At 67.5% G+C, this 20,287-nt stretch carries 15 protein-coding genes and 5 pseudogenes; 12 read left to right on the top strand and 8 right to left on the bottom strand.

The window, feature by feature from the left end; all coding sequences use genetic code 11:
- Nucleotides 1-64 precede the first annotated feature (64 nt).
- Nucleotides 65-310 (bottom strand): annotated as a pseudogene (locus tag OO67_RS40685) (type II toxin-antitoxin system PemK/MazF family toxin); the annotation flags it as partial.
- A gap of 111 nt (nt 311-421) precedes the next feature.
- Between OO67_RS40685 and OO67_RS39390 the strand changes: the two are divergent.
- A pseudogene (locus OO67_RS39390) lies at nt 422-740 on the top strand (IS701 family transposase); the annotation flags it as partial.
- 526 nt (nt 741-1,266) lie between these two features.
- Here OO67_RS39390 and OO67_RS24955 read toward each other — a convergent pair.
- Nucleotides 1,267-1,998, bottom strand: a complete 732-nt coding sequence (locus tag OO67_RS24955; RefSeq protein WP_033303575.1) for an alpha/beta hydrolase — start codon at nt 1,996-1,998, stop codon at nt 1,267-1,269.
- A 158-nt stretch (nt 1,999-2,156) separates the two neighbouring features.
- Here OO67_RS24955 and OO67_RS24950 point away from each other — a divergent pair, with 158 nt between their 5' ends.
- Complete coding sequence (locus OO67_RS24950) at nt 2,157-2,552, top strand: winged helix-turn-helix transcriptional regulator (protein WP_033303574.1); 396 nt, start codon at nt 2,157-2,159, stop codon at nt 2,550-2,552.
- 537 nt (nt 2,553-3,089) lie between these two features.
- Nucleotides 3,090-3,734: a dihydrofolate reductase family protein gene (locus tag OO67_RS24945; RefSeq protein ID WP_033303573.1), complete on the top strand. Its 645-nt coding sequence runs from the start codon at nt 3,090-3,092 to the stop codon at nt 3,732-3,734.
- A 159-nt stretch (nt 3,735-3,893) separates the two neighbouring features.
- Here the strand turns inward: OO67_RS24945 and OO67_RS24940 are convergent, their stop codons facing one another.
- Nucleotides 3,894-4,967, bottom strand: a complete 1,074-nt coding sequence (locus OO67_RS24940; protein ID WP_033303572.1) for an alkene reductase — start codon at nt 4,965-4,967, stop codon at nt 3,894-3,896.
- A gap of 154 nt (nt 4,968-5,121) precedes the next feature.
- Between OO67_RS24940 and OO67_RS24935 the strand changes: the two genes are divergently transcribed.
- Entirely contained in the window at nt 5,122-5,535 is a 414-nt protein-coding gene (locus tag OO67_RS24935; RefSeq protein ID WP_033303571.1) for a MerR family transcriptional regulator, read from the top strand.
- Between the two features lie 385 nt (nt 5,536-5,920).
- Here the strand turns inward: OO67_RS24935 and OO67_RS24930 are convergent, their stop codons facing one another.
- Nucleotides 5,921-7,384: a non-reducing end alpha-L-arabinofuranosidase family hydrolase gene (locus OO67_RS24930; protein WP_033303569.1), complete on the bottom strand. Its 1,464-nt coding sequence runs from the start codon at nt 7,382-7,384 to the stop codon at nt 5,921-5,923.
- A gap of 684 nt (nt 7,385-8,068) precedes the next feature.
- Here OO67_RS24930 and OO67_RS24925 point away from each other — a divergent pair.
- Nucleotides 8,069-8,818: pseudogene (locus OO67_RS24925) on the top strand (DUF6891 domain-containing protein); the annotation flags it as partial.
- A gap of 500 nt (nt 8,819-9,318) precedes the next feature.
- Here OO67_RS24925 and OO67_RS35805 read toward each other — a convergent pair.
- The 3 genes from OO67_RS35805 to OO67_RS24910 all read right to left on the bottom strand — a co-directional run bounded on the left by OO67_RS35805 (nt 9,319) and on the right by OO67_RS24910 (nt 11,168).
- On the bottom strand, nt 9,319-9,741 hold the full coding sequence (locus OO67_RS35805; protein ID WP_157841729.1) for a tail fiber domain-containing protein: 423 nt from the start codon (nt 9,739-9,741) through the stop codon (nt 9,319-9,321).
- Between the two features lie 32 nt (nt 9,742-9,773).
- Entirely contained in the window at nt 9,774-10,088 is a 315-nt protein-coding gene (locus OO67_RS24915; RefSeq protein WP_033303567.1) for a hypothetical protein, read from the bottom strand.
- Nucleotides 10,089-10,559: 471 nt separating this feature from the next.
- The gene (locus OO67_RS24910; protein WP_033303565.1) at nt 10,560-11,168 is read right to left on the bottom strand and encodes a TetR/AcrR family transcriptional regulator; all 609 of its coding nucleotides are present in this window, start codon (nt 11,166-11,168) and stop codon (nt 10,560-10,562) included.
- Nucleotides 11,169-11,235: 67 nt separating this feature from the next.
- On the opposite strand from OO67_RS24910, the gene OO67_RS24905 reads away from it, so the two are divergent.
- Nucleotides 11,236-12,171 carry a DMT family transporter gene (locus OO67_RS24905; protein ID WP_033303563.1) on the top strand — a complete coding sequence of 312 codons (936 nt, stop codon included), beginning with the start codon at nt 11,236-11,238 and terminating at the stop codon, nt 12,169-12,171.
- Between the two features lie 999 nt (nt 12,172-13,170).
- On the opposite strand, the gene OO67_RS24900 is transcribed toward OO67_RS24905, so the two are convergent.
- Nucleotides 13,171-13,740 (bottom strand): helix-turn-helix domain-containing protein, encoded by a 570-nt coding sequence (locus OO67_RS24900; RefSeq protein WP_033303561.1) that lies wholly within the window; start codon nt 13,738-13,740, stop codon nt 13,171-13,173.
- 91 nt (nt 13,741-13,831) lie between these two features.
- On the opposite strand from OO67_RS24900, the pseudogene OO67_RS24895 reads away from it, so the two are divergent.
- From OO67_RS24895 to OO67_RS24870, 6 genes and pseudogenes are all read left to right on the top strand, one after another.
- Nucleotides 13,832-14,481, top strand: a pseudogene (locus tag OO67_RS24895) (class I SAM-dependent methyltransferase).
- 145 nt (nt 14,482-14,626) lie between these two features.
- Entirely contained in the window at nt 14,627-15,670 is a 1,044-nt protein-coding gene (locus OO67_RS24890) for an alpha/beta fold hydrolase (RefSeq protein ID WP_033303559.1), read from the top strand.
- A gap of 746 nt (nt 15,671-16,416) precedes the next feature.
- Entirely contained in the window at nt 16,417-16,899 is a 483-nt protein-coding gene (locus tag OO67_RS24885) for a DedA family protein (RefSeq protein WP_033303558.1), read from the top strand.
- 193 nt (nt 16,900-17,092) lie between these two features.
- Nucleotides 17,093-17,943 (top strand): annotated as a pseudogene (locus tag OO67_RS39135) (hypothetical protein); the annotation flags it as partial.
- Nucleotides 17,944-18,581: 638 nt separating this feature from the next.
- Nucleotides 18,582-19,172, top strand: a complete 591-nt coding sequence (locus OO67_RS24875; RefSeq protein ID WP_208861082.1) for a helix-turn-helix domain-containing protein — start codon at nt 18,582-18,584, stop codon at nt 19,170-19,172.
- Nucleotides 19,173-19,298: 126 nt separating this feature from the next.
- Nucleotides 19,299-20,168 (top strand): class I SAM-dependent methyltransferase, encoded by an 870-nt coding sequence (locus OO67_RS24870; RefSeq protein WP_033303556.1) that lies wholly within the window; start codon nt 19,299-19,301, stop codon nt 20,166-20,168.
- Nucleotides 20,169-20,287 lie beyond the last annotated feature (119 nt).

The following is a 20,287-nucleotide window of genomic DNA, read 5'->3' as shown; positions in this document are numbered from 1 at the left end:
CCGCTGGAACAACTCCCACAACTCGTCCGGCACCAGCCGCTCAACGATCCCCACCATGACTCACAGAATACCTAGTCGCCCAAATGAGATGACTTCTAAAGCCCGGACGCGGCAACGCGAACCGCAGCACGCCTTCGAAGGGCAGTCCTTCCACGGTGCCTACTGGCACTTCGACGCCCAGACCGGTGATGTCGACACCTGCGCGAGCGACGACCTGCATCACCCGGATCCCGGACGCGTCGTCTCCTGACAGCAGCACGACCGGCCGACGCTCGTCGAACTCCACCCACCAGACTTCGCCACGTTGCACATGTCCTCCTGACACAGGAACGGCGGGCGGACGCTGCGCGACCCCGACGCGCTGTGGAGACGGGGGAGGCCACCCGTTGATCACCGATGTGTGAAGACGAACGATCACGCGGTGGCCGCAGTTCACAGCGTAGACCCTGCCCGCTGGCAGGAGGCGTTCGAGGGCCTGAAAAGCCGGATAGCGGGTCGGTCCATACGGGTCGAACCCCGGTTCTAGGTAAGGAAGTTGGTGCTCGGACTGCTGTGGGACCTGCCGCGCAAGGACTGCTGGACCCTCGCCGATCGGGCAGGGGAAGGGCCCGAACGGCATGCAGCGCCTGCTCGGCCGGGCCAAGTGGGACGCCGAACGGGTCCGCGACGATGGGTGTGACTACGTGGTGGACATCGTCGAAGCCTTCATGACAGCAGCCCGAACCGGGGATACCCGAAGAATGATCCAGCTGCTCGCGCCCGACAGCGTCCGCGACACAGACGCAGCACTCCTGCCTCGCGGAGCCCGCACCGTCGTCATCGGTGCTGTCGACATCGCGTCCGAGACCGCGCATTTCCGTCATCGCATTCAGGCGGCTTGCAGACTCACCGTCAACGACAAACCGGTGTACCTCATCGCCCCAGGAGGACATCCCCTCGCCACGATCGAGATCAGCACGGCCAACCAGAAGGTCACAAGAATCACGCTGCGATTGGCCCGAACCGACGACCATTTCGCGGCCGCCCTACCGTAAAGCCCCTCCTGACCCGCAACAACCAGACCCCGCAAACTACGACGCCGGCCTCCGACTACGAGCCCCGATGGTCCGGACCGACGGCGTCCGTCCTCTGACGAGGACAAAGTGATCACGACCCCGCAGAGGCCACATGGCGGTTCTTCGCGGAGCGGGTGGCTTCGTGGCCCGGGTTCGCTGTCCTACGGTGGCGGGTCTTATCTGGCTCGCTGCCGCAGTCACGGTCAGGAAGCTACCGAAGGGTGGACTCAAGCAGCAGTTCGCTCAGGTCCGACGGCATGGTGATCATGCAGTCGTGCCCGGTCGGAAGTTCCCGTATCCGCGCCGGTGAGCCGTTGGGCTGTGTCGCGGGGACGGGCCGCCGCACGATGCCTTCCGGCTCTGCGCCGACACAGTGGATGTGCGTGCGCGGAACCGAGGCCAAGGCGGGGTTGTCCATCCGGACCGGTTGCCGCAGGCAGCGCACCGGCTGGTCGGAGAGCGTCGCACGCAGCCATGCGATGTCCGCCGGGTCGGTGACCCCGAACAGGCCGAGGGGCGGAGGCATCTCGGGCATCGGCGGGATGCGCCAGCCGTTGTCGGACTTGGCTGCCAGGTCGATCAGGTTCTGGGACATGGGCTGCACGTCGACGGCGGTCTCGCCGTGCTCCGGGACCATCGCGTCCAGGTACACCAGATGCGCGATCCGTTCCGGCACCTCGTTGGTCACGGACGAGACGACCAGCCCCGCGTAGCTGTGACCCACGAGCACCACCTCGGTCAGGTCCTCCTCGTGGATCAGCTTCACGACGTCCTCGACGTGCGTGTCGAGCCCCACCTCGGGGCCGAGCAGGTGTGCCTTGTCGCCGGCACCGGTCAGCGAGGGCGCGAACACGCGGTGTCCGGCCGACTCGAGCAGCGGGACCACCCGCTCCCAGCACCGGCCGCTGTGCCAGGCACCGTGTACCAGCAGAAAAGTTGACATCTGGGAAATCTTCTTCCTCTTCGGGGCGTGGAGGCGCGGGAACACTGCGGTTCCTGTTTGTGCCTCGGTACTCTTCGGGAACCGAAATCATCGTGCTGCACCTGCCGCACCCCGATCAATAAGGCACATTGAGGTGCCCCGGTTCTCTGGAGGTAACCATGAGCGGCACAGCGGACGGCGAATCGCGGCCGACACGGCCGGAGGACCCGTGTAAGGCCCGTGAAGTGCTCGGCATCGTCGGCGACAAGTGGTCGCTGCTGATCGTTCGTAACCTCAGCCAGGGGCCACGCCGCTTCACCGAACTCAAGCGGGCCGTGGACGGGATCAGCCAGCGCATGCTCACCGTCACCCTGCGCGGCCTGGAACGCGATGGGATCCTGACACGGACCGTCCGCAATGTCATGCCACCGCACGTCAGTTACGAACTCACTCCGATGGGCAGGACCCTCCGCGAAGCCACCGCACCCCTCCTGGAGTGGAGCATCACGCACCTGACGCACATCGACGCCGCCCGCGCCGTGTACGACGCTCGCCCCGACACCCCGCCCGCGTGACCCCCACCCAGGCTGCCCCTTACCGATCGCAGGTACGGCTCGATGAGCTTCGCTGGTCATCGGTGAACGGTCGCCATGCCACCCGGCGTTCTACGGCGACCAGCCTCACCGCGGCAGCGCAATGCGCATATTGATCACGTCTGCACCCAGGCCCTGGGACTGGAGGGCTTACGGAGGCATGGGGAGCCTTGTGGTTGTCGAACGCGGCCATTGACCAGCAAGGCTGTCCATGCCTCCGCCTCTGCTGCTGTGAGCTCTCTCCCCGCAGCAGCACGCCCGGAGGCCGGCAGGGAACCGGTTCGTCAGGCCGCTGCCGCCCGCAGCGAGAGCAAGGGCAGGAGAAGACCCGCCGCTCCCGCTGGACGCTCGCCCGGTGAGCCGTACGCGGTCGCGCTGGGAGGCGACCCCCGGGGGAGTTGTCGCCCGGCGCGCAGCCGCGGAGCTCATGAGAACCGCACGATGCGGCGATGAGTTTTCCCGGCACATCCGGTCTACGGTTCGTCAGGTGATCAGAAAGCGCGAAGCAGGAGGAGCGACATGAGCCAGTTGCTGCGGGTCCAGAACTTCACCGTCTCGAGCGACGGGTTCGGCGCCGGTGAGGACCAGAGCCTCGAGAAGCCGTTCGGCCATGCTGATCCGGGGAACTTGCTCGCCTGGGCCTTTGCCACCGACCACCCACCCATCAACCGCTCCGAACCCGGTGGCCGAGGTCTGGACGACTACTTCACGCGGGACTACGCCCGCAACATCGGCGCCGAGATCATGGGCCGCAACAAGTTCGGGCCGCAGCGCGGGCCCTGGCAGGACTACGAGTGGCAGGGGTGGTGGGGTGAAGAGCCTCCTTTCCACACGCCGGTGTTCGTCATGACGCACCACAAGCGCCCGTCGTTCACGCTCTCCGACACCACGTTCCACTTCGTCGACGGTGACCCGGCCGCGGTGCTCGCCCAGGCGAAGGAGGCGGCGCAGGGCCAGGATGTCCGGCTCGGCGGTGGGGCCACGATCATCCGGCTGTTCCTCGATGCCGACCTCGTCGACACCTTGCATGTGGCGGTCGCGCCGACGGAGCTCGGCTCCGGGGCCCGGCTGTGGGAGTCCCCCGATGAGCTGCTCGACCGGTTCCACCAGGACGTCGTGCCCAGCCCGAGCGGCGTGACGCACCACCTGTTCTGGCGGAAGTGAGGCAGGGCTGCGGTGTACAACGCGGTGCCCGCGCGCGGCGCGTCCGGCCGCGCTGGCCCGGTGATGTCGGGGCCGTGCAGCTGACGCAAGTCCGTCAGGCCGCTGGGCCCCCTACATGGGCGCCCGCGTCCGCCTCTTCCGTCACCCGCGGTGAGACGGTCAGGCCGTGTGCTGGTAAGACGGGTAGGTGATGTACCCGGCGTCGCCACCCTGGTAGAAGGTGTTCTCGTCGGCGGGCGCGAGAGGCAGACCTGAGCGCAGGCGTTCGGTCAGGTCGGGGTTGGCGAGGAATCCGCGGCCGAAAGCGATCAGGTCAGCGCCCAGGCCCAGCCAGCGGTCGGCCTCCGCCATCCCGGTCTGCTTCGGGCCGCCGGGCACGCTGGGACTGACGATCAGGGTGCCCGGCCAGGTCTTGCGCAGTTGAAGGAGAGTGTCCTCGTCGGTGGTGGCCTCCAGATGCACGTAGGCGAGGTCGAGGCGGGCAAGCTCCGTCAGCAGAGCGGTGTTCAGCTCGGCCGCGTCGTCCTCGGTCACACCCCAGATACCGCCGCCGGGCGACAGACGGATGCCGGTACGGGCTGCGCCCACGGACTCGACTGTGGCGGCGGCTGCCTCGACGGCGAACCGGATCCGGTTGGTGATCGAGCCGCCGTAGCGGTCGTCGCGCAGGTTGGCGTTGGATGACAGGAACTGGGAGATCAGGTAGCCGTTGGCGCCGTGCAGCTCGACCCCGTCGAAGCCCGCGTCGACAGCGCCGAGGGCGGCACGTGCGAAGGACCGGACGTGCTCGGGAACCTCGCCGGTCTCCAGGGCCCGCGGTACGGGCATCGGCTGCGGGCCGGTCGGGGTGAATACGCTGCCCTCGCCGGACACAGCCGATGGGCCGACCGGCTGAAGGCCCGTGGTCTCGTGGTGCGAGACCCGGCCGCCGTGCATGATCTGGGCGAAGATGCGTCCGCCGTTGGCGTGGACCGCGTCGGTCACCTGCCGCCAGGAATCCGTCTGCTCGTCGGTGTGCAGGCCGGGTGTGCCCGGATTGGACTGCCCGACGCGGCTGGGCTGGACGCCCTCCGTGACGATCAGTCCGGCCGTGGCGCGTTGCGCGTAGTAGGTGGCCATCGAAGGGGTGGCAAGACCCCCGGCGGCGGCCCGGACGCGGCTCATGGGGGCCATGACGGTCCGGTTGGGCAGCGTGAGCTCGCCGAGACGGTAACTACTGAACAGGGACGGCATGCCGGTTCTCCTCGTTTACGCATGTGCTCCGGCTGCCGAAGCACATGTGTACGCTAAAACCTGACATCAATGTCAGAGGCAACTGGGAGACCCCACGGATTCGTGTGGGGTACACCACAGGCTCTCTGGCGCTGTGGACCACCGGGAGACAGTCATGCGGATCGGAGAACTCGCGGCACGCGCCGGAGTGAGTGTGCGGTCATTGCGCTACTACGAGCAGCGGGGACTTCTCACCAGTACCCGCACGCCGAGCGGACAACGGCAGTACACGGAACACGACGTGGACCGCGTTCGCTTCATCCAGGGGCTGTACGCGGCCAATCTCTCCAGCAGCACCATCGCCGAACTCATGCCGTGCCGCGAAACCCCGAGCAAGCACAACTCCGATGCCACGCTGGAGCGGATGGCCCGTGAACGCGAGCGGATCACGGCGCGGATCGACGATCTCCTGAGGGCCAGGGACACCCTCGACAGGATGGTGGTCACAGCCCGGGCCCACCGCGAGTCCCTGATACACCCCGAAACCGGCGCCGGTAAGACCACCATCCTGGCGGCCGCGGCGAGGTAGGTGTCGAACAGCAGACCGTCGTGCGAGTGCACAGGGACATGCTCGTAGGCCGAAAGATTTCCATGTTGCACTTACGGCATCGCAGCCCCGCACGCGTTTGCCACAAGGAGAGCCTGGCCCGCAGCCTGCGTGGTCGTGGGCGATGCGCCAGTTGGAGTGCCTTCACGTCAGGAATTCCGACGTACTCTGCGTCGTCGCCGACAGGGCACGCGAAGTCCTGTGACCGCAGGACGGCGTCGTATCGGGCGGTCGTCAGGCCGTCCCGCCAGCCCTGTCGTTGCAGTTGTCGACTTTCACTGAGGTTGTCGCGTGACCTGGGCGGGCTCGGCTTTCCGCCGAGCCCGCCACGCCGGCTCCACACCGGAGCCGGATCCGTGCGACGCCCTCAGCGCTGCAGTGTCAGCAGACCCGGACGGTAGGGCAGGAGGCCGTAGTCGCCGCTGGAGTTGGGGCTGCGCCCTTGATAAAGCAGCTGCAGATTGCAGGGATCGACGGTCATGGTTTGGTCGGGGCTTGAGCGGATCAGTTCGCCGTGGCTGATGTCGTTGGTCCAGGTGGCGCCGCTGTTGGCCTTGCCGGCGAAAGGATTGTTCTCGGTCGCGGCCTGGGGTGTCCATGAGCCGCTCAGACTGGTTGCCGTGAACGAGCGGAAATAGCGGCCCTGCGAGCCGATCGCCTCGACGATCATGAGGTAGCGGTTCTGGCCCTGGAGCTTGTAGACCTGCGGGGCTTCGAACAGGTTGTTCGTGGTGTCACTCATGATCACTGTCGAGGTGGTGCCGAAGCTCCCCGGGAAGTTTCCGATCGGCATGCTGGACCGGTAGATCTTGCCGTTGTCACCGGCGAAGAACAGGTACATGTTCGTCCCGTCACCGATGAGCGTCTGGTCGATGGGTCCTGTCCCGGAGCCGGAGATGCTTCCGGAGAACAGCACCTGCTGGGATGACCAGCCGTTCGGGTTGGTGGGGTCGCTCGACGTCCGGTAGGAGAAGGCGGTCCCGCCCCACTGGTAGGCGAGCACCCAGATGTTCTTCGGCGCGAAGTAGAAGAGCGTGGGCGCGACGGCGGAGGTCGACATCGTGTTCTGGCTGGTCGAGGCCATCTCCGACCAATTGGTGAACAGGCCGAAGTTCATCGAACCCCAAGTGGTCCCCGTGTCGTGCGTCGTCGCGTAGACGAGTTGCCTGCCGTTGTGAGGGACGACGGTGAAGTCCTTGAGCGAGACCCACCCAGGCTTGGGCTGCGCCAGCGCGCCCGTCGATGTCCAGCGGTATGTCGATGGAAGATCGCACGGGCCGGGGTCGCCGCCGGCCTTGACGAGCTGCCACTGCTGGTTGGTGCCGCCCCAGTCGTCGTACTGGACGATGTTCGCGTTGTCGGCGGTGGAGGCGCCTTGCACTTCGAGGGCCTTGTTGCTGTGGCGTGAGATGAACCTCACGTAGCCGTCCGAGCTGTCGGCCAGCCGCCACTGCTGGTTGGTGCTGTTCAGGTCGGCCCACTGGACGATGGAACCGCCGTTCGCGGTGGACCAGTTGTGGACGTCGAGCACCTTGCCCGAGTGGCGGGACTTGATGCGGTAGTAGCCGCCCCCCGAGTCGACGAACTGCCACTGCTGCTGGACCTGATCGTTCTTGGTCCACTGGGTGATGCGGGCGCCGTCGTTGGTCGCCATGTTGTAGACATCCAGGGCCTTGCCGCTGTTGCGGCTGACCAGCACATACGAGGCGTTGGGGTCTACGGTCGCCGCACCGGCGGGCTGGGCACCGAGGAAAGTGGCCACGAGCAGCAACGGCGCAAGGATGGCGAGTAAGCGTCTTGAATGGACAGGGGGCGGGCGGCGGAACCACATCAGAGAGCCTCCTTTGGGGCGGGGGTGGGGTGACCCCGACGAACTGCGAGGGGACGTTCCGGGGGCAAGGACAATCTCGAAAGGTTTCGAAAGACTTCCGGTTCTTTGACGTCACAAGCTAGGAACGTGGGGCCCTCTGGTCAAGGCCTGACACTGATCTGTCCACAAGCAGCACTTCAGCCCTCGGGTTTGACAAGCTGTCGCGTCGGCCGGAAAGGCCTGCATACTCGCCCTTGCTTCGGCTTCAAGGCATCCGCCGGCGGTGAGGTCGGAGGTTCGTCGTCCGGCTCGCCGGGATTCTAGAAAGTTTCGGAAGGAGAGCAGAAATAATTTCTGCGGGGAGTATTGACGATCCATCATCAATACCGCGACCATTCTGTCTGAGTGACCGGTCGTAGTTCGATATTTCGAACCGTACTGGTCCCTTGGGCAACCTGGTGCTGCACGGCGTATCCCTGTACAACTGCACGACGGAGCCAGGCACCAAAGCACCTGCGCCACCCGTTTCGTTCCGGTGAGGTTCGCACCGGCTCGTCCTGGCTCTTCATGCAGTTGGAGAGGCACGCGACGCCGCGTGGCGGTCGCCCGGCTGAGCCGCGATGGAGTACCCCGTGCCCCTGTTGAAACCCCGACGCCGCACGCCCCCCCGACCACCGACCGGGTGCCTTCCACGCCCCTCGAGATGGTGATGACTACACGCTGGAGTACCGCGACGGTGCCGCTGACCGGCACTTTCAGGCGATGGTCGACGGGCCCGAGGACGTCGTTGCGGCGATCACCGGCTGGGTCCGCCAGGAAGCCGGTTGGCAAGGCGGTCTGCCCTGGTCGCTGCTGGACATGGGACCCGCCCGCGAGGTGCCGCCGCTCGACCTCGCCGAGGACGAGCACAAGGAGTTGGAGAAGCGCGTCCGCGAAGTACTGGTCGGCGGCTACGCCTCTCGCGCCGAACTGGCCGATCTCGCCGAGGAGTACCTGGTCACCAAGGATCGCCGGCCCGTTTCGCGCGAGCAGGCGGAAGCACTGGCTGACCGGTTGTGGCTGGAGCGGGTCGCGGAGCAAGCCGCATGGCAGGGCGAGACCGATGCTGAACGGCTCACTCGCGCGTTCACCGCCCTCCAAGAGGCTGGTATCACCTCCCGCGAGAACTTCACCTGCTGCCGTAGCTGCGGTCAGTCCGAGATCGGCGATGAAGGCGAGCCCGACGCCCGCGGCTTCGTCTACTTCCACACCCAATGCACGGATTCGGCCGCAGCCGGCCACGGACTGATGCTCCTTTACGGCGGTTTCGACGACTCGTCCGAGACCACTGCAGCCATCGGCCACGAGGTCGTGGTTGCCCTCACAGCAGTCGGCCTCCACGCCGAGTGGGACGGTGACCCCGCCCGGGCCATCACCGTCACCCCTCTGGACTGGCGCCGCCGCCTGGTCGGTTAAGAGGGGCATCAAAAATCACGCCCACATCAGGACTGATGCGAGGGTAACGGCTGCCGTGCAGGACTGGGCGGTCTTATCGTCGCGGGTGGTGATGCCTCGCCACTGCTCGAGGCGGTCGGAGCACCGGTCCACGCCGTTGCGGCGCTTGTGGACCTCCTTGTCGAAGGCCGGAGGGCGGCCGCCGAGGAAGTCCTTGCGGGGCGGATCGACACCACCGGCTACTGCTGTTCCGCAGTCCTACTGCGGCTTGGACGCGCACGCCGGTCATCAGTTCCAGATGAGCCTGCCGTCCTGAACACGTCCAGTTGCGCCCTGCTGCCCCGCGGAAATCTGCGCCACCAGGGCGACCGTCTCGCTGAACAGAGCGGTCAGTGACTCGATTGCCGGTGAGCAAGACCGCGCGGGGCAGCCCGTACGCCACGATGCTTGCGCCAGTTCAGTTGGCACTTGTGCTGCTGAGTCGGCACCACGGATCAGCCCGGTTGGCACACAGCGCGCCCCTACGCCTGATCTGCGGCTTGCTCGGATTTCGTGTGCGCAGGTGCGCTATGCGACTGTGCTTGTCGTGAACTCTCGGCTCGTAGGGCCGCGACTTCGCCCCGTAGTTCGGTCAGTTCCCGGTGCAGTGCCTGGATGGCGACGATGGCCACTCCGTTGGCGTCGGTGCAGCAGATCGTGCGGTCGTTCTCACCGACCCTGAACGCTTTCCACCAGTCCTGCGCCATGGGGCCCAGGTGGCGTACGTGCGGCGGGTCCCAGTGGTACCGCCACGTACTGACCGGCAACTGCACCACCTGCTCCAGCACGTGGTATCCGTTGACCGGATCTATGCCGCGCACCGCACCCGACACGGCATCGGAAGCCAGGCCGGCCGCAGAAGCATCCTGGCGCAGGCGCATCCTGACCAGTCTCGGCATCAGCATCCTGGCCAACAGTACTTTCCACCGCCGGTACCTCATCGCACCCAGACCACCGCGGTGACCTCGGTCTTCAGCTCACGATCCGAAAAGAGCAGGCTGCCCCCACCGCCGCGGTTCTCGGGGCTGTTCACCGGCAGCTGGATCAGACCGCTGCCCGTCCCGCTGCTGTAAGTCGTCACGCCGACCGCCGTGACCTCACGGTCCTTATTGATCATCGTGGTGTCGTAAGCGGCGTTGCCGGCTGCCAGGATGTTCGTGCTCGCGACGGCCGCACCGCTCAACGTACCCGTACCGGCAGCCGCTGTGGCTGTCAGCACCAGCAGACGGCGGGCAACGCGCTTCGTGGACATCGAGCTTCCTTCCAGTCGGGACGCCGAGTGCGCCCGCGACACCCCTAACGGCCTATTGCCCCAAAAGGCACGTAGGTTTCCGGCCCTTTTCCGGCCACGCTCGCAGGAGCGATCTATGGAAAAGGTAGGGGGCCGAGCGCCGCACCGTTTCTCCTTCATCGTTGCAGCACGAGGGCCGCGCCCGCCGGCTCGCTGATCCGTCCTGTCCGAGCCAGCACCCCTGTGTGAATCGGGCCCGTGCGCTCTGAGTGTCAGGGGCGGCGGACAGTGCCGGCGAGCACGCGAAGTCGCATCTGCCGGACCGGAGCCCGCCCCCCTCTGCTTCCCTGATGTGCCGGCCTCCGGCGGTGCCACCGGTCGCGGGTGTCAGGTGGGCGGCCGGTTGGACCGCCAACCGCGTGCTCGCCACGGAGGTGCATCGATCGAGCACGGCTTCGCCCACCGCTCAGAAGAAGACCATTGGGCATCACCTCATTGCTTCACTGCGGTGTCCCTGGTGGTGGCAAGGAGACCTTGCACGTGCTCGCGGGCATGGGCGATGGGGTCTGGGAAGACGTTCAAGCCGTGGGCGACGAGCGCTCCTTCGTGCAGCAGCATGAGTGTCCGGCCCAGGTGTCCGGCTCTGTCTGGGGAGATGTCCCCAGCGAGGTGGGTGAACAGGTCGAGCATCCACTTCTTCTGCCCGGTGATGATCGGATAGGCCGGGTGGGACGGATCGCTGATCTCGGCATGGGCGTTGACCATGCTGCACCCCTTGGAATTGTTCTCCGCCGCCCAGGCGTGTGAGGCGTCGAAGACGGCCAGGACGCGTGCCGGCGGCGCTGGATGTGCGGCGTCGAGGTGCTGGGCGAGGAAGGCCCGCCAACGCTCGTCCCGGTCAGCGAGGTACTCCACGACGATCTGCTCCTTGGAGCCGAACCGGTCGTAGAGGGTCTTCTTGGTCACCCCGGCCTCGGCGGCGATCAGGTCCACGCCGACAGCATGGATGCCGCGTTCGTAGAACAACCTCGCGGCGGCCTCCAGGACGCGTCGTGCGGCAGGCGTCATCGAGATCCGTCGCAGCTTCTCCGTAGTACCCATGCCCAAAAGTATACCGATCTGTATAGTGAATCCCGAGTATACCGATCTGTTTAGTGGAGGGTGAAGCGTGAACTTCCTGCTCTCGATAGCCTTTGTGCTGTGCTGGAGTTCCGGGTTCATCGGGGCCAAGCTCGGTGCGGGCAGCGCGTCCGCGATCACGATCCTGATGTGGCGGTTCCTGCCGCTGACCGTCATTCTGATCGTCGTTGCTGTGACCGCCGCCAGAACGTCGTGGCGGGGCCTCGCGGTGCGGGATGTGGCCAGGCAGGCCATGATCGGCGTGCTGTCGCAGAGCGGCTATCTGCTCACCGTCTACTACGCGATCCAACTCGGGGTTTCCAGCGGCACCACGGCCCTGATCGACGGCGTCCAACCTCTCGTCGCCGGAGCACTTGCCGGACCGTTGTTGCGTCAGTACGTCTCACGCAAGCAGTGGCTCGGCCTGTGTCTGGGGGTCAGCGGAGTCGCAATCGTCACCACGGCCGATGCCGCAGCCCGCACCGGCGTGGCCTGGTGGGCCTATCTCGTCCCCTTCGTTGGCATGTTTTCGCTGGTAGCGGCCACATTCCTCGAAAGCCGCTCCCGAACGTGGGTCGCGCCCGCAGTGTCGATGACCGTCCACTGCACCACCAGCGCGGTCATCTTTACGGCGCTTGCCGTAAGCGTCGGAGCTGCGAAGCCGCCGGCTGAGCTCTCGTTCTGGGCCGCGATCACCTGGCTCGTGGCCCTGCCCACCCTCGGCGGATACGGGCTGTACTGGCTCATCCTGAGGCGCTCCGGAATCACCAAAGTCAATACGCTCATGTTCCTCATCGCGCCGGTCACGGCAGTCTGGGGAGCCCTCATGTTCGGTGAACCGTTCGGTCCGCAGACCGCGCTCGGCCTGGCCGTCGGCCTCGCAGCAGTCGTCATCGTCTATCGCGGAGACACTTCGTCCACCACGCTGTGTGTCCGGAGCGCAGATACAACCGAGGCGGCGAAACCAGCCAAGCGCGGCGCCTGATACCTCTGCCTCATCAGAGGGGGAGTGTCCTCCTCTGTGGCCCCGGCCATCACGTACTCGGCCCGGTCCCGTCGGGCGCAGGCGACCCAGAGGTGCGCGCTAGGGCGCTGCACCCCATGCGGCGTAGTAGGCGCATTGCCGCTGATGGCAGGGGGGGTGGGTGGATTTCGGGGCTGCTGCAGAAGGATGGTCCGGCCTTGTCGATGAGTCCGCGTGCGGCCCGTCCTTCGAGGCGAAGCGCGTAGTACGCCGACACGTATTCGCACCTCTGACGGGAAAGGGCGACGAGGCCTGGGGCCGGTATCGGCGGGCGTCGGTCAGTGTCGTGGCCAGCCGGTAGGAACCGGTGAACGAGTTGTCGCCGCAGGTCCCAGTGATCTGTGTTTCGACGATGCGCACGGGGGCGGCGCCGTTGACGGAGAGGGAGGAGCCGTCCGCGAGCGGAGTCAGGGCCGGGGTGCGGCGGCTCGGCGCCGACGAGCGCGCACCGCGCAGGCGTGCGCTCTGCCGGGTGGGAGCCCGCACGTGGCTGAGGTTCCGATGCATGAGGCAAGGGGCGGCGTACAGGAGGCGGGGGCCGGGGGAGACCGGGTGGCTGGGGCGGTTCGCCCCTGACGTGTTTGCTGCCCCCGGCGGCGTGGCACTGAGTCTCGCGATGGCGGGAATCCTGACCTCGCGGACAGGGCCCCAAGGCGGGATCCCGGGCTCGTGGGGCGGCTGCTCGAGGCTAGGCGCCGGTCAGGCGGCCTTGCAGGCGGGGGTGCTGGGCCAAGCACTCCCGCCTGCAGCTCCTCGTGGACGCCGGGGGTTCCACTGGACGGGCCGTCACCCGGCACCGCCCCAGCACTGTTACCCGGTCGGTGCGACCGGCCCCCCCCCGGGGTGCCCGTGCTGTGGGGGTGTGGTGTCGGGCGGCGGCCCCGGACCGGAGACGAGCTCTTCAATTCGGACCAGAGGCGCCGAAGACCCGCAGAACACCCATCCACGAGCGATGAGCTATTACACGCGAAGATGGGCACGGGTCCCCTGCGGGCCGAACAGGATGAGGAGTTCGACCGCGCGGCCGTCGGCGCTGCCAAGCCAGTGGGGCAGGGCCGTGTCGAACTCGGCCGCCTCACCGGGTGACAGGGTCAGGTCGCGCTCGCCGACCAGTAGACGCAGCCGGCCATTGAGTACGTACAGCCACTCAGAGCCCTCGTGTGTCTGCGGGGTCGGTTCGAGCGGTTTCGGCCGCGCGGGAATGATCATTTTGAAGGCCTGTGTGCCGCCCGGCTGCCGTGACAGCGGTATGAAGAGCATGCCGGACCGTCGGATCGGCTTCAGATGGATGCGGGGGTCACCTGTGCGTGGGGCGCCGACGAGGTCGTCCAGGGGGATGTCGTAGACACGGGCCAACGGCAGCAGCAGTTCCAAGGTCACTCGGCGCTGCCCGCTCTCCAGCCGGGACAGCGTGCTCTCCGAGACCCCGGTGAGCGGCGCAAGGTCGGCGAGGGTGATGCCGCGTTCACGGCGCAGCCTACGCAGCCGGGAGCCCACGGAGCCGAGCACGTCTTCCGGTTCACTGTTCATCACGCCATCTTGCAGGAACTGCAAGATGGCGTGCCATTTCACGGAGGGCGGCCGAGGGTGAGGGCTCAATCCCCGGCAGAAGGAGCCCTTGATGAGCACCACCGATGCGGTCGAGTTCTGGGACGGCCTCTACGCAGCCCGCCCCGCTTCCGCCGATCCGCGGCCGAACGCGCGACTCACCGAGATCGTCTCGGGCCTGCAGCCCGGCACCGCGTTGGACCTCGGCTGCGGCGACGGCGGCGACTCACTGTGGCTCGCCTGCCAGGGGTGGCGGGTCACTGCCGTCGATGTGTCGACTGTTGCCGTCGAGCGTCTTGCCGCCCTCGCAGCCACGCACGGCCTGGACGAACGGATCGCGGCCGAGAGGCACGACCTGTGTGAGTCCTTTCCCCACGGCACATTCGACCTCGTCTGTGTTCACTACCTGCACACCCCTCTCGACCTGGACAGAGGGCCGTACTGCGCGCGGCTGCGCACGCCTTGCGTCCGGGCGGACGGCTGCTGGTCGTCGACCATGGTTCCGCCGCTCCCTGGTCGTGGGACCAGGAGATCCACTGCCCGGCCCCGCAGGATGTCGCTGCAGGTATCGCCTTGGACCCGTCGACGTGGAAGGTCGAGCGGGCCGATGCGTCCCGTCGCCTTGCGACCGGCCCGCAGGGGCGGATGGCCGAGGTCATCGACCACGTGCTGATCATCCGTCGCGCCGACCGAGCCGACGCAGTCCCCGGAAAGGACGTATGACGCCGCTCACCCACCGCCGCGACGCCCCGCCCTCGGGGCAGCGGGACCGAGGTTCGGCACGCCGGCCGCGCGGACATCCTCCGCGAACCGACGGACGGCACCACCGCATGCTGGCCCCACCGCCCACACACATAGGAAACAGCACATGACAACTTCATCGTGGCCCACATGGCGCCGCTCCAGCCGTCTGGCCAGAACAGCAGCCATCCTGGCGGTCGCCTTCGCATTGACGACAGGTGCTGCCGCCTGCACCACGCAGGAAACCGCCACTCCCGGCCGCACCTCCGACATTCCCGCTCATACCCTCGTCACCCGCGACGACCCGGAGTTCACGGGTACTTTCAAGCACGAGTTCGCCGATGTCGACGGCGTCCGCATGCACTACGTGAAGGGTGGAAGCGGCTCGCCGGTGGTACTGCTGCACGGCTGGCCGCAGACCTGGTACAGCTGGTGGGACATCATGCCGGACCTCGCCGAGCATCACACCGTCTACGCTGTCGACCTTCCGGGGCTGGGCGACAGCACCGGCTCCCCGGCCGGCTACGACAAGGCCACTCTGGCGCGGTACGTGCACACCCTCGTCGCCGAGCGGCTCGGGGTGCGGGACGCCCGTGTCGTCGGACACGACCTCGGTGCCGCGGTGGCCTTCCAGTACGCCGCCCAATTCCCCGAGGACACCGAACGCCTCGGCTACCTCGACCTGCCGTTGCCCGGGCCCTCGATGGACGGGGCCACGTACCGCTCACTGAGCTGGCACATCGCCTTCCACTCCCAGCGCCGTGTCCCCGAAGTGATCGTCCACGACAACGTCCGCGACTATCTGGAGCTGTTCTACCCTCAGGTCTCCTTCAGGGGATCGTCGTTCGGTGGCACCTCGCAGAAGTCACCGTTCACCGATGAGGAGATCGATGAATACGCCCGTACCTACAGCCGGCCCGACGCACTGTCCGGCGGCTTCGAGCTCTACCGCAGCCTCGATGAAGACGTCAAGGACACCAAGGCGGCAACACCGGTCAAGATCCCGACCATACTCATGGCCGCCCAAGGACAGCTCGACGGGATACGTTCCACGGTGGATTCGCGCATGACCAACATTGTGCGGGCGGTGGATGTGCCCAAGGCAGGTCATTGGCTTGTCGAGGAGAACCCCGAGTTCGTCACGGACGAGTTGCTGCGCTTCCTCGACTGAGACCGTGAGCCTTCCCCGGGCCGGCGTCGCTGACCGTGAGTTGGACAGTCGTACGCAATGACGAAGCTCCTGGCGGACAGATTCTCGAACAAGATCACCCATGTCCGCCAGGAGTTAGCGAGGTGTCGTTGTCTTCGGCGAGTTCGTACCAGCGCTCAAGGACTCCGGGGACCTACCTCCTGCCCGCGAGGTGTCCCTCACCCGTCGCCAGCTGAGGGACACGGACCTCAGCCCCGGCGACGACGTGGGCCCCGCCGCGACCCTGCGCCGCGAGTGGTGCGCCTACCGGCCCTCGCTGAGCGATGGCGATGCCGCTTCGGGAGTCACTGTGATCTCGTCGACGCTCCCTGGCCCGGGCGGAAAACCTCAGTTCTCACAAGTCGCTCCCCTCGGGCGTGAGGCGGACGAACCTCCAGAGCGAGACCTCTGCCGCACCGCCAGGTGCTCCCCTGATGCCGAGCCGACCACATTTCACTGGCCGCACCTGTCGTTCCTCGGGTAACCAGGTGCCCCATATTGAGCGCATGCCCGTTCGGTTAGGCTTACCTTGTCTGGCGTGGGGCCCCGGGCGTACGGGTTCGGATTCCGGTGCCACAGGTGGGAACCTGGCGGACGGACAGGCAGAGGCAGGGCGCAGGTGAGAGATGATGACCGGGCACGTTCGCGTCGTGGACTCGGCAGGGCTGAACCGCCCATGCGGGTAACGAGGGACGCGTCCTTCAGCCCAGCGCCCGGGATGAGGCACCGTGGATGAGATCGCGCTCACGGCCGGAGCCCTGTACGTGATCGTCCTGCTTCGCGCCGGAGGGACGTACGCCGTCGGGTGGCTCGCCGGTGCTGGTGCCCGGCGCAGCAAATTCGCCGGGAGGATCTCTTCGGCGAAGTTCGCGCGTGCCGAGCGGGCGATCCAGCGGTGGGGCGCGCCAGTGGTGGCCCTCTCCTTCCTGACTGTCGGTTTCCAGACCGCAGCCAACTTTCTCGCGGGCAGCATGCGTATGCCGTTGCCGCGCTACCTCCCTGCCCTGCTCGTCGGCGGAGCGGCCTGGGCGCTGATCTACGCGACTGCGGGGCTCGGCGTGCTCCAAGTGCTGGGAAGGCTCTTCGCCGAGCGGACGGCCCTTGGGGTGTCCGCCGTGGCCGTCCTCCTCTGCGCGGTGTGCGGGGTGGTGGTGTACCGCAGAAGAGGGGCGGTCCCGGTCTCCGAGGACTCCACGGCCGACGAATCGTGAACCCGTCCCGCAAGGGCAGATTCCGCAGCGGGCGCGTAGGTGTTTCGGGCGGCCCGCAGTCCAGAACAGGTGCTGATCGACAGATGCGTAGGCACGGCTGTGGTGAGGGCATGCCCGATGTACGCGCGCCCATTCCCGAGTCGTTTCCCTTCCCTGCTGTGCCGTGAGGGCGGGCACGGTGCGGGACAAGTGCCTGCACCGGATCGCCCTGCTGCCCTTCACCAACTGGCAGGAAGTGCCGCTCCTGATCACCCCGACCGGGCTGCGGCACACCGCACCGGCCCGCGACGTTTTCCTCACCGAACTCCTGGTCCGCCAGATCCGGCACACCAGCATCGTGGACTTCGCCCGCCGCGTCGTCACAGGCACCTCCGGCCCGGCCGGCTACGGTTTCGATGCGAGCGGCGGCACCGCCCTGCCCGCCGTCCTCCGTGAGCCGCCCCTGACCGCCCCGCGGCACCTGCTGACCTGGCGCACCGATCCGGCCGCCGAGGCCACCGTCACGTATACCGCCGAGGTGCAGGACTACGACGCCGCCCCGCGCACCCTCGTGGAGGACCTGCCGCCCATCGGCACTACATCCGGCCCGCTCTCCGCCCGTACCGTCACTGCGCCGGTCACCGACGAGACCCGCACCGCCGGTATCGAGGTCACCCACGACCGCACCACCGCCCGCGTCGACCTCGGCCAGGCGCTGCGCGGTCACCGCTACGCCCACCGACCGGACCCGGCTTCGGACGAAGCACATTCCGATGTCACGCCCCGCACCGCAGCTGCATGGTCCGCGCTGCGCGCACCGGGACTGGTGTGGACGCAAGCAGGTGACGTCACCCTGGACGCCACCGGCCAGGACGACCTCGTCGGCCGACCCTGCTCGGCCGGCTCTACCCGGAGAACGTCACCCTGCGCCCCGCCGGCCGTTCCACTGCCCGGACACATACGGGTGGCACCGGACCGAACCGCCTGGTGACCCTCGTCGACCCTCCGCAGGCCCACTGGCACCCGCATCGCGAGAAAGTACATCAGGGAGGTTCGACAACATGATGCTCGACCATGGCGGGACGCCCGTCCGCACGGGCCGAGCGGCCGCCAACGGAACGGTTCTGCACTACCGCACAGCCGGGTCCGGCCCCGGGGTGGTGCCGAAAACGCCGAGCTGATGACCCACCTCGGACGCCCCCGGACACCGACGGGTGACGGCCCTGAGCGCGATGAAGACCGCGATCAGGATCGTGCGCAACTGACGTGCGTCAGGGTGGTGACCCCCGCCGCCGGCTTCAGTAGCCGGTACGGGCTCGTTCGTCCCCATGAGTTCCTCTCTCGAAAGGGCATGCTGACGAGCGCCGGAGCAGGGGCCGGTCGCCGGGGAACGAACAGGGGTGGGGCCTCGGCGCCGCGCGCACTACCCGGTGTGGTCGAGCGGTGGCCGGGCCGCGGTGGTATCAGGAGGGTGGGGGTCCGTCCGTGGGCTCTGCGGCGAGGGCCGCATCGGTGTCCATGGTGGCCGACAGGCGTTGATGTGAGAGCCGGTCAGAGCGCCGGCCGCCGCGGACGCGCCGACCTGGGCGACGAGGCCGGTGCCGGTGCCGGCCACTCACACCCCGGGCACCCGGTGGTGCCGGCCATGCCGGAGGGTGCGCCCGACGACAGCCGGTATGCATCAAGGGCATACTGTGTTGCGCATGACGCAAGAAGATGGAGAGCTGGACAGCCTCGTACGCAAACGCATCCGCGCCCTGCGGGTGGCGCAGGGCTGGTCCCTGGAGGAACTGGCCACCCGTGCTCACCTCAGCCAGTCCTCGCTGAGCCGCATCGAGAACGGCCGTCGCCGTCTCGCGTTGGATCAGCTGGTCACCCTCGCCCGTGCTCTGGACACCACGCTGGACCAGCTCGTGGAGACCGCCACCGACGACGTCATCACCAGCCCGATGATCGACGGCGCCCACGGCAGTATGCGCTGGCTCGTCAAGGGTGACCTCGGCATGAGCGTGGTGCGTCAGCGCATGACCGAACCACCGCCCGAGAACCCGGCGCGCATGCGTGCCCACCCGGGGCGCGAATGGCTCGTCGTCCTGTCCGGCACCGCGATCCTCATGCTCGGCCACCGGCGCCTGCGTATCGAGACCAATCAAGCGGCCGAGTTCCCCACGATGATGCCGCACGCCATCGGCGCCGAGGGTGGTCCCTGCGAGGTACTGGGCATTTTCGACCGCGACGCCCGCCGCGGCCATGACCGCGACGGTGGCGGTGAAGTTCGGGGCACTCCTGAATGACGGCGCGGCCTGTGCGAGGCCCCCGCAGCGTGGGCGTCTTGCGTGCCAGGCAGCAGACCTGACGATCATCTTGCGTAAACCGGAAGATGTCATGCTGGAAACGCATAGCCGTCCTAGGCTGGCGACATGAACCAAGCACACCAGAACTCCCCCCACCACGGCGCTCCACACCAGCACCAGGGCCACGGAACCGATATCCAGGCGGAAATCCTGGACCTGGACGCCGAGGTCCTCGCCGAGCACATGGCCTCCATCACCGCATGGCTGCCACTGACGACCGACCCCCGGCATATCGTGGACCTGGGGTCCGGCACGGGAGCGGGCACCTTCGCCCTCCTCGACCGTTTCCCCGACGCGCGCGTCACCGCCGCCGACGCCTCCGCCGATCACCTTCGGCGCCTGCGCACCAAGGCGTGCGCCCGCGGCTTGGGGGAGCGTGTGAACACAGTGCAGGCCGACCTCGACGAAGCCGCCTGGCCCGACCTCGGCTCACCGGACCTGGTGTGGGCGTCGGCCTCGATGCACCACATGGCCCACCCCGACCGCGTCCTGCGCACCGTCCACGACCTGCTCGCCCCCGGCGGCCTGTTCGCCGTCGTCGAGCTGGACGGCTTCCCTCGCTTTCTGCCCGAAAGCGCTCCCGAGAGCCGGCCCGGCCTGGAAGAACGCTGCCACGCGGCGACCGACCGCCTCATCGCCGAACGCATGCCCCACCGCGGCGCGGACTGGGGTCGGATGCTTTCCACCGCCGGATTCAAGGTCGAGGGTCAGCTCCCCGTCACCGTGAACATCAAGGGCTCGCGCAGTGAAGCGGTCGGCCGCTACGCCCTCGGCGGCCTACGGGGCATCCGCAGCGCTGCCGCCGAAACGCTCTCCCCCGAGGACCTCGCCGCGCTCGACCAGCTCCTCGACACCGCCGGCCCGCACAGCATCCTGCGCCGCGACGACCTGACGATGCGCACCGAACGCACCGTATGGGCTGCACGCCGAACCTGACCCCCCACTGCCCACGGCTGACGTCCCGTCACAATGCACAGTGAGACTCCGGAAACTCGAAGTCGCGGGTCAAGGGGGCTGGGTGACCGATGCCATGGACATGCTGGTCGTTGACGGCA

The organism is Streptomyces atroolivaceus (assembly GCF_000717025.1).
Classification (GTDB): Bacteria; Actinomycetota; Actinomycetes; order Streptomycetales; family Streptomycetaceae; genus Streptomyces; species Streptomyces atroolivaceus.
Note: the sequence above shows the minus strand (reverse complement) of the source record. Positions and strands in the feature narration are given on the sequence as shown.

What these genes read in the sequence shown, in the direction of transcription:
- OO67_RS24955 (WP_033303575.1), bottom strand. Translation starts at nt 1,998, where the DNA reads ATGTCAACTTTTCTGCTGGTACACGGTGCCTGGCACAGCGGCCGGTGC.
- OO67_RS24950 (WP_033303574.1), top strand. Translation starts at nt 2,157, where the DNA reads ATGAGCGGCACAGCGGACGGCGAATCGCGGCCGACACGGCCGGAGGAC.
- OO67_RS24945 (WP_033303573.1), top strand. Translation starts at nt 3,090, where the DNA reads ATGAGCCAGTTGCTGCGGGTCCAGAACTTCACCGTCTCGAGCGACGGG.
- OO67_RS24940 (WP_033303572.1), bottom strand. Translation starts at nt 4,967, where the DNA reads ATGCCGTCCCTGTTCAGTAGTTACCGTCTCGGCGAGCTCACGCTGCCC.
- OO67_RS24935 (WP_033303571.1), top strand. Translation starts at nt 5,122, where the DNA reads ATGCGGATCGGAGAACTCGCGGCACGCGCCGGAGTGAGTGTGCGGTCA.
- OO67_RS24930 (WP_033303569.1), bottom strand. Translation starts at nt 7,384, where the DNA reads ATGTGGTTCCGCCGCCCGCCCCCTGTCCATTCAAGACGCTTACTCGCC.
- OO67_RS35805 (WP_157841729.1), bottom strand. Translation starts at nt 9,741, where the DNA reads ATGCTGATGCCGAGACTGGTCAGGATGCGCCTGCGCCAGGATGCTTCT.
- OO67_RS24915 (WP_033303567.1), bottom strand. Translation starts at nt 10,088, where the DNA reads ATGTCCACGAAGCGCGTTGCCCGCCGTCTGCTGGTGCTGACAGCCACA.
- OO67_RS24910 (WP_033303565.1), bottom strand. Translation starts at nt 11,168, where the DNA reads ATGGGTACTACGGAGAAGCTGCGACGGATCTCGATGACGCCTGCCGCA.
- OO67_RS24900 (WP_033303561.1), bottom strand. Translation starts at nt 13,740, where the DNA reads ATGAACAGTGAACCGGAAGACGTGCTCGGCTCCGTGGGCTCCCGGCTG.
- OO67_RS24890 (WP_033303559.1), top strand. Translation starts at nt 14,627, where the DNA reads ATGACAACTTCATCGTGGCCCACATGGCGCCGCTCCAGCCGTCTGGCC.
- OO67_RS24875 (WP_208861082.1), top strand. Translation starts at nt 18,582, where the DNA reads ATGACGCAAGAAGATGGAGAGCTGGACAGCCTCGTACGCAAACGCATC.
- OO67_RS24870 (WP_033303556.1), top strand. Translation starts at nt 19,299, where the DNA reads ATGAACCAAGCACACCAGAACTCCCCCCACCACGGCGCTCCACACCAG.